This is a genomic window from Exiguobacterium sp. RIT341 (assembly GCF_000632205.1).
GTDB lineage: Bacteria > Bacillota > Bacilli > Exiguobacteriales > Exiguobacteriaceae > Exiguobacterium_A.
In genome coordinates this window covers 221,538-234,708 of the sequence record NZ_JFYW01000009.1, presented here as the reverse complement: position 1 = coordinate 234,708, position 13,171 = coordinate 221,538, and the positions used below count along the sequence as shown (strand labels likewise).

Genomic DNA, 13,171 nt, shown 5'->3' with positions numbered 1-13,171 from the left:
CTAGGTAACGGTTAGACAGAGGTAAATGTTTAGATAAAACATAAAAAACGGTAGAAAATCTACCGTTTTTTATGAAGACGAAGTGAGCGTATCCTCATCCATCGTCAGTAAAATCTTATCGAAGACGCGAATCATCGTTTCCAGTTCTTCTTCTGTTAAAGTTCCGAAGCGATCTTGTAAATAGTTTCTTCGGACGACCTCGAGTTCCCGAAAAGCACGCTCTCCGTTATCCGTCAAAGCGAGGACAATCGAGCGACGATCTTCCGTCGAACGCGTCCGTGTGACATATCCTTGTTTATAGAGCTTATCCGTTAAAGCAGTGACTTGACTCGTCGCCAGCTCAAATTGTTCCGCAAGAAGTGTCGGACGCTGGGGACCGTTTTCTGAAAGACTCCGTAAGATGAAAAATTCGCTTCGGGTTGCTGTTCCTTCAAATAGTCGATTAAGTTCACGTCGCAGGGTACGAAGAATGACACGCATTTGTTCCTCGAGTCGGTAAGTCAGCAAATCACGTTCCTGTGGCATGCAAGCAGCATCCTTTCTCTCAGTGGACTTCTATCATTTAGTGTACTAAACATATCGGATTTTTACCATCTACTACCCCAGATTCAAAAAAGGCAATTGACAATTTCGTGGCGGTTTGTGTAATATGGCGTAGTAATAACTAATTTAATTCAGTTCTCACTCAACCAGTGGGATGGAGGTTGCAGTTCTTAAGAGTACGGTTACGGATGTCGTCAAGCGACAAATGAAGTGACCTGAAAGGAAGAATTGCCGAAATCAATCATCGCTTTGAAGATGATCGATTGGGATTAGATCGAATAGGTCTAATACTGTCACAAGTCGGGTATCACTTACTTGTGGAGAGCTATCTTTCACGACGGTAGAATGAGGCGCATTCATTTTATTATGTTGCGTTCTCATCTTCCATCTGGAAGATGAGGGCGCTTTTTGTTTTTTCATTCAAAAAGTGTCCTCTCAAAAAATCTAAACAGAGAGAAGCGAACGAAATGAACAAACTAGATGTGAAACAAACAACAGATTCGACAGCCGAAGGATTAAAACGTGGATTACAAGCCCGTCATATGTCGATGATCGCCATCGGTGGGGCAATCGGAACAGGACTTTTCATCGCGTCCGGTGCTTCCGTTGCAGCAGCAGGACCAGGTGGTGCACTCCTATCGTATGCAATCGTTGGTCTGATGGTCTACTTCTTAATGACAAGTCTTGGCGAAATGGCGGCGTATATGCCTGTCGCCGGATCCTTCTCGACATACGGGACAAAATTCGTCGATCCCTCATTCGGCTTTGCCCTCGGCTGGAACTACTGGTACAACTGGGCAGTCACGATCGCAGTTGAGCTCGTTGCAGCACAAATCGTTATGACGTATTGGTTCCCGGACGTTCCTGGATTTTACTTCAGTGCCTTATTCCTTTTACTCATGATCGGCTTGAACTACTTCTCCGTTAAAGGTTTTGGGGAAGCGGAGTATTGGTTCGCCATGATTAAAGTCGTCACTGTCATCGTCTTCTTAGTCGTCGGTGTTGCGATGATTTTCGGTGTCTTTACATCGGAGCCACCAGTTGGCTTTAAAAACTTTGCTCTCGGGGATGCGCCGTTCGTCGGTGGTATTCCTGCCGTCATCGGAATCATCCTCGTTGCTGGATTCAGTTTCCAAGGAACAGAACTAGTCGGAATTGCCGCAGGTGAATCGGAAAATCCGAAAAAAAACGTTCCAAAAGCAGTCAAACAAGTCTTCTGGCGCATTTTACTCTTCTACATCCTTGCGATTTTCGTCATCGGGATGCTCATTCCGTATACGAGCCCGAACTTGGTTTCCAATGACATCACGGACATTGCCGTTAGTCCGTTTACGCTCGTCTTTGAAAAAGCAGGTCTTGCGTTCTCGGCAGCACTCATGAACGCCGTCATCTTGACATCTGTTCTATCTGCCGGTAACTCAGGTATGTATGCTTCCACACGGATGCTGTATACACTTGCTCGTCAAGGAGATGCACCAAAGTTCTTTGCAAAAGTGTCGAAAAATGGGGTACCGCGTAACGCCTTGCTTGCAACAGGAGCAATCGGTGCGCTCTGTTTCTTAACATCGATGTTTGGTGGACAAGTCTACCTGTGGTTACTCAATGCTTCAGGTATGACAGGATTCATCGCATGGCTCGGAATTGCGATCAGTCACTATCGTTTCCGTAAAGGATTCCTTGCACAAGGTCATTCGTTGAAAGATTTACCTTACGTTGCACCAGCGTTCCCGTTCGGTCCGCTGTTTGCATTCGGTCTTTGTTTCCTTGTCATCGTTGGTCAAAACTATGCAGCATTCCTTGCTGATCAAATTGATTGGGTCGGGATTGCCGCGACATATGTCGGAATTCCGTTGTTCCTTGCCTTCTGGTTAGGACACAAATTCAAAAACCGGACGTCGATTGTTCGTTACGAAGAGATGGACTTCCCAGAACATCCACGTCAATCGTAATCAACGAGCCACCTTCAAATGAAGGTGGCTTTTTAGATGTCGCTTCAAGTAAGATGAAAGAAAAACAGGAGGCGATCTTCGTGAATTACTGGTACCACTTTAAGCGTGCCTTCTTACCGATCGCATTATTGCTTGTGACGCTTGCCTTGTACCAAATGATTTATCGTTTGAATAACATCTGGTACTCGCTTGGAGGACTTCTTCTTGTCTTCGCAGCAATTTACTTCGTCATGCGTCGCCTAAAAACGAACCCAGAGGATTGAATGAGCAGGAAAGTCGAGTCCATTCTCTGAACGCGGTAAAATAGAGACATACAGAGGAGGGGAAGATAGATGGCAAAAGCAATATTTGCAGGTGGTTGTTTCTGGTGCATGGTCAAGCCATTCCATAAATATGATGGGGTAGAGCAGGTCATTTCAGGATATACCGGTGGTCATACAGAGAACCCAACTTATAAAGAGGTCTGTTCGGAAACGACAGGTCACTTGGAGGCGGTTGAAGTCACGTACGATCCGTCCGTCATTACGTACGAAGAATTACTCGATATCTTCTGGCGTCAAATCGATCCGACAGACGGGGGCGGTCAATTCAATGACCGTGGTGAATCATATCAGCCGGCCATTTTTTATGTCGATGAAGCGCAGCGTGAAGCAGCTGAACGTTCGAAAGCAGAGCTTGACGCATCAGGACGTTTCTCGCGTCCGGTCGCGGTAGAAATTCGTCCGGAAAAGCCGTTTTGGCCAGCAGAAGAATATCACCAAGATTATTATAAAAAGAACCCATTCCGCTACCAGATGTATAGCGTCGGCTCCGGTCGTGCGAAATTCATTAAGGAAGCGTGGAAGGATCATGGTAAGGAAAAAGAATTGAAAGAGCGTCTGACACCGATTCAGTATAAAGTAACACAAGAAAACGGGACAGAACCCGCTTTTCGTAACGAATACTGGGATGAAGAACGTCCAGGTCTTTATGTCGATATCGTCGATGGTACACCACTCTTCACATCAAAAGATAAATTCCAGTCAAACTGTGGTTGGCCGAGCTTCGCTAAACCGATCTCAGAAGACAAGATGGAAGTCGAACTCGACACGAGTCATGGGATGACGCGGACGGAAGTACGTTCTGCGAATGCAGATAGTCATCTTGGTCACATTTTCGATGATGGTCCGACAGAGCTTGGTGGTCTACGCTATTGTATCAACTCAGCAGCGTTACGATTTATTCCGGTAGAAGAGCTTGATTCGGCAGGATACGGGGAATATAAAAAACATTTCGAGTAACATGTAGGGAGCAGTCAAACGATTTCGTTTTGACTGCTCTTTTTTTCAAATGGAAAGGAGAGGATCAGATGTTTCAGTCCGTGTATGAAGAGATTCGACAGATGACGATTGCAAAGGTACTTGATTTCTATGATCATGAAATCCGTCAGCTCGATGAGAAAGCACGTCAGGAAAAGTACGACAAGATGAGTTTGAGTCCATTTCGTTTTTTTCGGGGGAGTTCGCATCTTTTTTATTACGATGTGACCCGGATTCCGCTTGGTTTTGACACACCTCGTGATAAGCCAACTTGGATCCAAGGTGATCTTCACTTTGAGAACTTTGGTGTCCATGGCAATGCAAAAGGAGAAATCATCTACGACGTCAACGATTTTGATGAAGGATACTTAGGATCGTATTTATACGATTTGATTCGCATGGCAGTCTCTGTGCGATTATTCGCTGAAGAGGCAGGATATGATTCAGTCCCTGCAATTCGTAATTATGTTCTTGAATACTTACATGATTTAAAAAAGTATGCACTTGGAAAAGATCCAAGTGATGTTTGTTTTACACGGGATAATACAAAAGGACCAATCAAGAAGTTAATCAAAAAAGCAGAAAAAAAACGTGAAGAATTAATGGGGGAGCGAACGGAACTGGTAGATGGCGTGAGACGATTTTGTACACTCCCGGATATGGAAGTAGTAGATAATGCGACACGAGCAGCAATTGAGTCTGCCTGGCCTTCCTACATCGAGACAATCGACACCGAGGATCGCCGTGAGGAATCGTTCTATACGATCAAGGATATCGTTCGTAAGCTAGACAGCGGAACAGCATCCATTGGTCTCGAGCGCTATTACATCTTGATTGAGGGCGAAGGGGGAGAAGAAGATTTGATTCTTGAGATGAAACAAGCGCAAACGTCTGTCCCTTCGTTATTCCTGCCCGTTTATCGTCCAGAAGCAGAAACCGTTCATCAAGGGAGACGGGTCATCACGTCGCAAAAGGCGATGCAGGCACATGAAGATCCATATCTTGGTTATCTGACGATTGAAAAAAAGGAATATTATGTACGCGAGCGCTCACCGTACAAGAAAAAACTAAAGGCGAAGCATATAAAAAGTCAGGAAGACCTTGAGAACGTGTTATGTATTCAAGGTCAAATTACCGCGAAAATCCATGCGCGGGCAGATCAAGATGCGGGAATTCAAGAAAAAATATTAACCCATCATGCGGATGTTGAAATCATTCGAGCTATCGGTGTTTCCGATACCGCTTTTTTGGAGCAGATCGAGCGTTGGTCAGAAGCTTATGTCATGCGAACAAAGCTGGATTACCAAGTGTTTTTAGAATGGACGAAGACGTGGAAAACGACTTAAAACGTGGACTGAAAAAGGAGAAAAATATCGGCATGTAACAGATGTTACATGCCGATATTTTTGAAGTGATTTTTATTCTTTAACAGATGAAAGCGTCATGCAAAAAACAAATAGGTATAATGACCTATATCAATTTATCTGAAAACTTCGTAAATTTTTGATTAAGTTCTTACGAACGACTCGCTTCGTAAGACAAATCACAACGGATATAGGGGGAAGTACATCATGAGTTTGACGCGGAAAAAAGATGTTTCCGCTATGATTGCTGCAAGTAAACGCAACAGTGGACTTGCTCGAAATCTTGGCGCGATGGATTTAACGTTTTTAGGAATTGGCGCCATCATCGGTACCGGAATCTTCGTTTTGACGGGAACAGGAGCGTTGACTGCAGGACCAGGACTTATCGTATCATTCATTCTATCTGCCATCGCCTGTGGTCTAGCTGCTCTTGCTTACGCTGAATTTGCATCAACGATTCCGGTCAGTGGATCCGTCTATACGTATACGTATGCAACGATGGGAGAGATCTTCGCTTGGATCATCGGTTGGAACTTGATTCTCGAATATGGACTCGCCTCCAGTGCCGTAGCAGCCGGTTGGTCAGGTTACTTCCAGTCTTTACTCGCAGGATTTAATATCCATGTGCCAACAGCTCTCTCAGCAGCTCCAGGAGCAGTAGAAGGAGCCAAGACATACTTCAACCTTCCAGCCTTCCTGATCCTCTTTGCCATTACGGCATTGTTGTCGATGGGAATCAAGGAAACGAAACGTGTCAACAACATCATGGTCGTCATCAAATTAGCAGTCGTCGTGTTGTTCATCGTCGTCGGTGTTGGCTACGTTGAACCATCAAACTGGACACCATTCACTCCATTTGGTTGGGGAGGCGTCTTCTCGGGTGCTGCGATCGTCTTCTTCGCGTACATCGGTTTTGATGCTGTTACATCAGCAGCGGAAGAAGTCCGTGATCCACAAAAGAACTTACCACGTGGTATCATCGGTTCACTTGCTGTCTGTACAATTCTTTACGTCATCGTCGCAGCCATCATGACAGGGATCGTTCCTTACAAACAATTCGCTGGTATCGATCATCCGGTCTCACTTGCGATTCAAATGGCAGGTCAAAACTGGGTCGCTGGTTTCATCGATCTCGGTGCGATTCTCGGGATCACAACGGTTATTCTCGTCATGACATACGGAATGGTGCGTCTCGCGTTTGCGATCTCGCGTGACGGGATGTTCCCTAAAGTATTCTCCGAAGTGCATCCGAAATACCAAACACCATTCAAGGCGACTTGGATGATCGGACTTGGTAGTTCACTCGTCGCTGGATTCGTTCCACTCGATGTCATCGCGAACCTCGTCAACATGGGTACACTCGCAGCATTCGTCTTAATCTCTGTCGCTGTCTTGATTCTTCGTAAAACACAGCCGGATCTCCCACGTGCATTCAAATGTCCGGGTATGCCATATGTGCCAATCGCAGCAATCGCTGCATGTCTCTTCTTGATGTTCAACTTGAAACTCGAGACATGGATTGCTTTCGGAATCTGGCTTGCAATCGGTTTAGTGCTTTACTTTACGTTTGCGCGTAAGCGTTCGAATCTACACCCAGGAAACATGCCGGCAGCGGAACTTGCTGCTTCAAAAGAAGAAGAGTAAACACATCAAAAGACCCGGTCGCCTTCAGGCGATCGGGTCTTTTTGTGTTAGGAAAGTGGAACAGGACCTTTGACGCGAACCGCATCAAATTCACGACGAATGCTTTCATTGGCTTTCGCTTCATCTTCTGCCGACCAGCCGAGTTCGCTACGCATCAGGGCAAGAACACCGTCTGCGTATTGTTCAGCATGTGGGAAATCAAAGAAGACGGCTGAAGCACGACGGTTCAAGAAGTCACCGGGTTGCATGACGAGCTCTGCTTCTAGACCATACAGAAGGGCACCGAACCAGTGTAACGGTAATTGATAACGAGCGGCTTCGTCACCGCGTGTCCGAATCAATTCGAAGACACGTTCGACATTCGTACCGTAGCGCTGGATGAGCCATGTCGTCTCATTCGGTGACAACCCAAGTGCTTCGCCTTTTGGTTGTTGTTCCTTCATGTAACGCGCGAATCCTTTACTTCCTTGTGGATGACCACCACCAAGCAAGATATCGTGCGTACGGGAAGCAAGATAAATTCGATTTTCTTCTGTCTTGAATTGCTCCGCGACCATATCGATGATTCGTTCTGCCATCTTCCGGTACCCAGTCAACTTACCACCGGCGATTGACATCAGACCGGATTTCGAAACGAAGATTTCGTCTTTTCGGGACAGTTCACTTGGATCTTTTCCATCTTCATGAATGAGTGGACGTAGTCCAGACCACGTTGATTCGACATGCTCAGGTCGTAACTCGACGTTGAACATTTGATTCGTCGCCTCTAGGATGTAATCCTGATCCTCGACGGTGACACCAGGCTCAAGAATATCTCCTTTATAGTTCGTATCCGTTGTTCCGACATACGTTTTCCCTTCACGTGGAATCGCAAAGATCATCCGACCGTCTGGAACATCGAAGTAAACGGCTTGTTGCAACGGGAAATGTACTTGATCGATGACGAGATGAATCCCTTTTGTCAGGTGTAATGACTTTCCGGATTTCGAACCGTCTTTTTCACGCAGTTCATCGACCCACGGACCCGTCGCATTAATGATTTTCTTCGCCCGAATCGTATACGTTTTGCCACTTAAGACGTCACGGACTTCGACACCGACGACTTTTCCATTGTGGTAGACAAGCGATTCCGCTTTCGTATAATTGACGGCACGTCCGCCGTAACCGATGGCTGCTTTTAACACTTCGACCGTCAGTCGAGCGTCATCCGTTTTATATTCGACATAACGCCCACCGCCGACTAAATGCTCTGAGCGTAACAGTGGTTCGTAACGTAATGTTTCTTCTTTGCTAAGCATCGTCCGACGTTCATGGCGTTTGACACCAGCGAGTTGGTCATAGACACGTAAGCCGATCGAGGTCGAGAAGCTACCGAATGTACCACCTTCGACAAGTGGAAGCATCATCCACTCCGGTGTCGTCACGTGCGGTGCGTTCTCATACACGATGGCACGTTCTTTCCCGACTTCGGCGACGAGTTTAATCTCGAACTGCTTCAGATAACGCAATCCACCATGGACAAGTTTCGTCGATCGGCTCGATGTCCCTTCGGCGAAGTCCTGCATTTCGATCAAGCCTGTCCGCATGCCGCGACTTTGTGCGTCAAGCAGAATACCAGCTCCCGTGATACCGCCCCCGATGACGAGGACGTCTAGAAGTTCTTGTCCCATTTCTTCTAACCATGCTGTCCGTTCCGTACTTGAAAACATCTTGTCTTCCCCCTGTTCGTCTGAAATGGATAGTTAGTCTACTTCTATCCATGTACCCACTTTTGCACTCTTTTGAGCACGATCAATGATTTTCATGACGAGTTCAGCCTGTTTCGCAGAGACAGGTGGTGTGGTTCGCTTACGGATGGCTGGAGCGAGATCCGTATAATAATCCCCAAAATGACCGGAAACAAAAGGGAAGTCTTGCAGAGGTCCATTTGCTTCAGCCAATTGATAGGTCGTCCGTTTTGTATCGACTTCATCAACGAAGTAACTCGCCTGTGTTCCGTGCACCATCAGGGAGGGACCAACAGCTGGAACGATGGAACCGATATGCAAAATAGCGCGTCGCGTGCCAAAGGCTAAAATTAGATGTGTATAGTCATCAACGATCCCATCTTGTCGTTGAATCGTTTGATCACAAAAGACACGGTCTGGAATTTCATCGAAGGCGACGAGTGCTTGATCGATCAAGTGTGAACCAAGGTCGTACAATAGTCCGGCACCAGGAACGTCCTGTTCGCGCCAACGCTCCTGCACATCGGGACGGTAACGGTCATAATGCGCTTCGAACGTCTGGAGCGTACCGAGTCGTCCAGATTTCAATAAGGTCATCAGCGTCCGAAAGTCCTTCGTGTACCGCCGATTATGATAAACTGTCAGTAACCGACCGTATGTCCGTGCTAGTTCTGTCAACGTTTCGGCTTCTTCGAGCGTGACGGTGAACGGTTTCTCGACAAGTACATCACAGCCCGAGAGCAAGGCGAGACGCGCGAGTGGATAATGCAGATCATTTGCCGTCGCGATGACGACTAAATCGATTTGTTCCGCTTCAAGTAATGCTTCAAGTGTCGGATAGACAGGGAGCGTCGCGTCGTACGCAGCGACCGCTTCCGGGCGACTCGACTGAACAGCTACCAACTGATAATCAGGTGCGTGTAAATAAGGCGCATGCAAATGTTCACCGGCAAGACCAAAACCAACTAATGCGGTACGAATCATAGAAAACACATCCTTTTCAAGTTCATACCCTCAATCTACCATAAGGAGGAATACAAGATGATTACCGAGCAACACATCATCGAAAAGATGCGCCAAGCGATGCAACGTATTGACCAAACAACAGGAGCTGCGCAGAAAGAACAGATTGCAGCGATGAAGGTTTACTGTGAACTACTGCTCGAATCCGATTCGACGTCGAGTTCGACAATATCGCTTCCTACGTCAACGCCTCAGGCAACCCCAGCGGTCGATCCGATGTTAGCGCGTTTCATGGGTGTTTCGCAGGAAAAAGAAGAAAAAGGCACTTCATTGCTCGATTTTTGAATGAAATGACGCAATTCAGGGAATAACCATCACAGTTAAAATGAGAAAGGGAGATACGTCATGAAAACAGTCATCGTCATTGGAGCAGGACCAGGAAACGGATATGAAATCAGTAAACGATTCGGGCAAGAAGGGTTTCAAGTCGTTTGTGCGGCGCGGACACAAGAAACGCTTGCAGCCGTCATCACGGAACTAAAAGAAGAAGGTGTAGAGGCGGTGGGGGTAGAATGTGATGCTTCTCGAAAAGCCGATATCGCATCACTCATCGAATGGACAGAGGAGCAGTATGGACAAATCGATGTCTTAGTCTATAATGCTTCGATTTTACATCAAGCATCTGTCCTTGAAGTCTCGGCAGAACAGATTACGAAAGAGTTCGAGATCGATGTTCTCGGTGCACTGCATGCCGCACAACTCGTTGCTCCTTCGATGCAGGAACGAAAAGACGGCGCCATCCTGATTACAGGAGGTGGCGCTGCGATGCAAGCTATCAAATCGTTACCAGGGCTTTCGATTGGCAAGGCAGGCGTTCGTCAAGTGACGCACATGCTCCATGATACGTTGAAGGAAGACGGTGTCTACGTCGGAACTGTCACGATTGCCGGAGAAGTGAAGCGTGGAACGGCACTTGATCCGAAAAACGTAGCGGAAGCGTTCTATACACTCTATACAAACCGTAACGAAGTAGAGACAGTTCTATCAGCAGACTAACTTATGAACAAGGTGACGTATGCGGGTTCGGACATTGACCGAATCCGTATTTTCATGGAAAGGAGAGAAATAGAAATGAGACGATCTGTATTCATAAGTCTACTTTTTTTATTCGTCCTCATCGGTTGTGCACCAGAAGAAACCGATCTGCTTGGCATCAAGCAACCAGACGATGAAAAGATTACGAAAGCGACGGTGCAACGCGTCATCGATGGGGATACATTAAAAGTGAGGCTAGCAGACGGGAAAACGGAGGATGTTCGTTTGTTGCTCGTCGATACACCGGAAACTGTTAAACCGGATACGCCGGTTCAACCTTATGGAACGGAAGCTTCAGCGTTTACAAAAGAGACATTACCGAGCGGGACAGCTATTCGGTTAGAGCGTGATCATTCCCGGACTGACCGATACGGACGACTGCTCGCATATGTCTGGTACGGCGATAAAATGTTGAATCAAGAGTTACTCCGAAAAGGTCTTGCGCGTGTGGCGTTCGTCTATGAACCAGACACACGTTATGTCGATGTGTTTGAACAGATCGAACAGGAAGCCAAGCAGGCAAAGAAGAAAATCTGGAAGCACGATGGCTACGTCACGAATCGCGGATTCAATGTTCAAGCGATTACAGAAACGAAATCCTGCGATATCAAAGGTAATATCAATCGGTCAGGTAAAAAAATTTACCATGTCCCGGGTGGTCAGTCTTACAATGAAGTGAAGCCGGAGCAACGGTTCTGTACGGAGAAAGAAGCACAAGAAGCCGGATTCGTCCGAGCAACACGCTGATAAACCCAAAAAAAGCCATCGCTAGCGATGGCTTTTATCTATCATACAGGTGGTGGCGGTGGTTGATACTGCTGTACGTTATCATCTTCATCAAAGGAGATCGTGACATCGGTGATTCCTTTAAGGATGCGAATTTGCAATTCGAGTCGATCTTTAATGTCGTCCGCTTGCGCAATTGTCAAGTTGGGATCAACTTCAATCTCCGTTTCGACATGGAAGTGATCTCCTTCCTTGATGACTTCAAGTTTTTCGATGTCCCGAACCGCTTCATCACGTAACAAGATTTCACCGATTTTGGCTGTCAGTACTTCATCAACCTCACCGAGCGCACCGGCAGCATTTTGAATAAAGACGTTGTAGACGACATAAAACATCATGAGTCCAATCAAGATGGATGCAATGCCTTCTGCTTGATAAAACGATGTATAATGCGAAATCAGGACAGCTATAATGGCGATGACGCCACCAAGAGTTGCGACAAGATCTTCCATGAAGACAAGACGTGTCGCCGGTTTGGCTTGTCCAAGATGGGCGAAGCTTTGACCAACAAGTGCCAGTCCGCTCGATTTGAGTCCCGTCTCATGCGCGATTTCTTTCATCGCTTTATAGAACACTCCGACTTCCAGTAAGACACCAATGCCAAGTGCCGTCAGGATGATCCACAAACCACTCGTTTTTTCGCCAGGACCGTGTGTGATATGCAAGATGCCTTCCCGAATCGTCTCGTAAGCAAGCAATGCAACGACGATGATCGCAGCAAGTAAGACGAGATTCACAAGGCGACCAAAACCATTCGGAAACCGTTTCGTTGGTGCTTTTTTACTGAGAGCAGAACCGATGTAGACGAAGAACTGGTTCGCTGCGTCACCGATCGTATGCATCATTTCAGCGAACATCGCTACATTCCCAGTTAAGATATAGGCGACGAACTTGATCGCGGCAATGATCGTATTGACGATGGCGGCAGCAAGGGCTGACTTATTTCCGCGACGGATCAATGAGAAAAAAGTGGTCATGAGCGGTTCTCTCCTTGTCTACTCAAAATAGGTTAACCGCGTCCTGCTTGGAAAGACGGATAAAGTGTCATGCCACCGTCGGCAAAGAGTGTGATTCCTGTGACATAACTTGCTTCGTCAGATGCAAGCCATGCGGCAACGGCAGAAATCTCTTCTGGTTTCCCGATGTTGCCCATTGGAATCATGCTCTCGACTTCTTTGCGTTGTTCTGGATCTTCGAATTTTTCAGCGTTAATCGGCGTATTGATCGCACCAGGTCCAATCGCATTAACCCGGATTCCTTTTGGTGCATACTCCATCGCAAGGGTTTGTGTCATCAATTTGACGCCACCTTTACTCGCAGCGTAGTGGACGAATGTCGGCCACGGAATGATTTCATGCACACTCGACATATTGATGATACTACCTTTGACATCATGTTCGACGAAGTACTTCAGTGCTTCTCGTGCCCCGAGGAAAGCTCCTGTTAAGTTGACGTCGATGACTTTTTGCCAATCTTCGAGCGACATCTCGTGGGACGCTGACGGCATCTCGATTCCCGCGTTATTGACGAAAACATCCAACTGACCAAAGTGAGCCACCGTCTCTTTCACAAGATTGATCATATCATCTTCCTTTGAGACATCCCCTTGGACGATAAAGGCTTCCCCACCTTTTTCTTGAATCGATTCAGCGATTTTTTTCGCTTCTTCCGGGTGGCTGCGATAGTTGATGACGACACGCATGCCTTCTTCTGCATAACGACGAACGATAGCTTCACCGATTCCCATTGATCCACCTGTTACGACGGCAACTTTTCCTTTTAAACTTTCATACATGATGCTT

13 protein-coding genes and 1 riboswitch are annotated in these 13,171 nt (G+C 46.7%); of the genes, 8 read left to right on the top strand and 5 right to left on the bottom strand.

Annotation, left to right across the window (positions count from 1 at the left end; all coding sequences use genetic code 11):
* Positions 1-69: 69 nt before the first annotated feature.
* Positions 70-525: a MarR family winged helix-turn-helix transcriptional regulator gene (locus BW42_RS12110; RefSeq protein WP_035411491.1), complete on the bottom strand. Its 456-nt coding sequence runs from the start codon at positions 523-525 to the stop codon at positions 70-72.
* Between the two features lie 165 nt (positions 526-690).
* Positions 691-879, top strand: a riboswitch (Lysine riboswitch).
* Positions 880-1,010: 131 nt separating this feature from the next.
* On the opposite strand from BW42_RS12110, the gene BW42_RS12105 reads away from it, so the two are divergent.
* The 5 genes from BW42_RS12105 to BW42_RS12085 all read left to right on the top strand — a co-directional run bounded on the left by BW42_RS12105 (position 1,011) and on the right by BW42_RS12085 (position 6,798).
* Complete coding sequence (locus BW42_RS12105; RefSeq protein ID WP_035411488.1) at positions 1,011-2,492, top strand: amino acid permease; 1,482 nt, start codon at positions 1,011-1,013, stop codon at positions 2,490-2,492.
* 80 nt (positions 2,493-2,572) lie between these two features.
* Positions 2,573-2,755, top strand: coding sequence for a hypothetical protein (locus BW42_RS12100; RefSeq protein WP_035411695.1), 183 nt, complete (start codon positions 2,573-2,575; stop codon positions 2,753-2,755).
* A 69-nt stretch (positions 2,756-2,824) separates the two neighbouring features.
* The gene (gene msrA, locus BW42_RS12095; RefSeq protein ID WP_035411485.1) at positions 2,825-3,772 is read left to right on the top strand and encodes a peptide-methionine (S)-S-oxide reductase MsrA; all 948 of its coding nucleotides are present in this window, start codon (positions 2,825-2,827) and stop codon (positions 3,770-3,772) included.
* 68 nt (positions 3,773-3,840) lie between these two features.
* Positions 3,841-5,136, top strand: a complete 1,296-nt coding sequence (locus BW42_RS12090) for a DUF2252 domain-containing protein (protein ID WP_035411483.1) — start codon at positions 3,841-3,843, stop codon at positions 5,134-5,136.
* 225 nt (positions 5,137-5,361) lie between these two features.
* The gene (locus BW42_RS12085) at positions 5,362-6,798 is read left to right on the top strand and encodes an amino acid permease (protein ID WP_035411480.1); all 1,437 of its coding nucleotides are present in this window, start codon (positions 5,362-5,364) and stop codon (positions 6,796-6,798) included.
* Between the two features lie 47 nt (positions 6,799-6,845).
* On the opposite strand, the gene BW42_RS12080 is transcribed toward BW42_RS12085, so the two are convergent.
* Together BW42_RS12080 and BW42_RS12075 are read right to left on the bottom strand one after the other, a co-directional pair.
* On the bottom strand, positions 6,846-8,507 hold the full coding sequence (locus BW42_RS12080; RefSeq protein ID WP_035411477.1) for a glycerol-3-phosphate dehydrogenase/oxidase: 1,662 nt from the start codon (positions 8,505-8,507) through the stop codon (positions 6,846-6,848).
* A 33-nt stretch (positions 8,508-8,540) separates the two neighbouring features.
* A complete protein-coding gene (locus BW42_RS12075; RefSeq protein WP_035411475.1) occupies positions 8,541-9,509 on the bottom strand; it encodes a Gfo/Idh/MocA family oxidoreductase in 969 nt (322 codons plus the stop codon).
* Positions 9,510-9,566: 57 nt separating this feature from the next.
* Here BW42_RS12075 and BW42_RS12070 point away from each other — a divergent pair, with 57 nt between their 5' ends.
* The 3 genes from BW42_RS12070 (at position 9,567) to BW42_RS12060 (ending at position 11,330) form a co-directional block, all read left to right on the top strand.
* On the top strand, positions 9,567-9,833 hold the full coding sequence (locus BW42_RS12070; RefSeq protein WP_035411472.1) for a DUF5327 family protein: 267 nt from the start codon (positions 9,567-9,569) through the stop codon (positions 9,831-9,833).
* A gap of 60 nt (positions 9,834-9,893) precedes the next feature.
* Positions 9,894-10,544 (top strand): SDR family oxidoreductase, encoded by a 651-nt coding sequence (locus BW42_RS12065; protein ID WP_035411468.1) that lies wholly within the window; start codon positions 9,894-9,896, stop codon positions 10,542-10,544.
* Positions 10,545-10,619: 75 nt separating this feature from the next.
* A complete protein-coding gene (locus tag BW42_RS12060; protein WP_035411464.1) occupies positions 10,620-11,330 on the top strand; it encodes a thermonuclease family protein in 711 nt (236 codons plus the stop codon).
* 41 nt (positions 11,331-11,371) lie between these two features.
* Here the strand turns inward: BW42_RS12060 and BW42_RS12055 are convergent, their stop codons facing one another.
* Entirely contained in the window at positions 11,372-12,346 is a 975-nt protein-coding gene (locus BW42_RS12055) for a cation diffusion facilitator family transporter (protein WP_035411462.1), read from the bottom strand.
* Between the two features lie 32 nt (positions 12,347-12,378).
* On the bottom strand, positions 12,379-13,164 hold the full coding sequence (locus tag BW42_RS12050; RefSeq protein WP_035411459.1) for an SDR family oxidoreductase: 786 nt from the start codon (positions 13,162-13,164) through the stop codon (positions 12,379-12,381).
* Between the last annotated feature and the right edge of the window lie 7 nt (positions 13,165-13,171).

Excerpts from the sequence above, each read along its gene's own strand:
- BW42_RS12110 (WP_035411491.1), bottom strand. The coding sequence starts at position 525 with ATGCCACAGGAACGTGATTTGCTGACTTACCGACTCGAGGAACAAATG.
- BW42_RS12105 (WP_035411488.1), top strand. The coding sequence starts at position 1,011 with ATGAACAAACTAGATGTGAAACAAACAACAGATTCGACAGCCGAAGGA.
- msrA (WP_035411485.1), top strand. The coding sequence starts at position 2,825 with ATGGCAAAAGCAATATTTGCAGGTGGTTGTTTCTGGTGCATGGTCAAG.
- BW42_RS12090 (WP_035411483.1), top strand. The coding sequence starts at position 3,841 with ATGTTTCAGTCCGTGTATGAAGAGATTCGACAGATGACGATTGCAAAG.
- BW42_RS12085 (WP_035411480.1), top strand. The coding sequence starts at position 5,362 with ATGAGTTTGACGCGGAAAAAAGATGTTTCCGCTATGATTGCTGCAAGT.
- BW42_RS12080 (WP_035411477.1), bottom strand. The coding sequence starts at position 8,507 with ATGTTTTCAAGTACGGAACGGACAGCATGGTTAGAAGAAATGGGACAA.
- BW42_RS12075 (WP_035411475.1), bottom strand. The coding sequence starts at position 9,509 with ATGATTCGTACCGCATTAGTTGGTTTTGGTCTTGCCGGTGAACATTTG.
- BW42_RS12070 (WP_035411472.1), top strand. The coding sequence starts at position 9,567 with ATGATTACCGAGCAACACATCATCGAAAAGATGCGCCAAGCGATGCAA.
- BW42_RS12065 (WP_035411468.1), top strand. The coding sequence starts at position 9,894 with ATGAAAACAGTCATCGTCATTGGAGCAGGACCAGGAAACGGATATGAA.
- BW42_RS12060 (WP_035411464.1), top strand. The coding sequence starts at position 10,620 with ATGAGACGATCTGTATTCATAAGTCTACTTTTTTTATTCGTCCTCATC.
- BW42_RS12055 (WP_035411462.1), bottom strand. The coding sequence starts at position 12,346 with ATGACCACTTTTTTCTCATTGATCCGTCGCGGAAATAAGTCAGCCCTT.
- BW42_RS12050 (WP_035411459.1), bottom strand. The coding sequence starts at position 13,164 with ATGTATGAAAGTTTAAAAGGAAAAGTTGCCGTCGTAACAGGTGGATCA.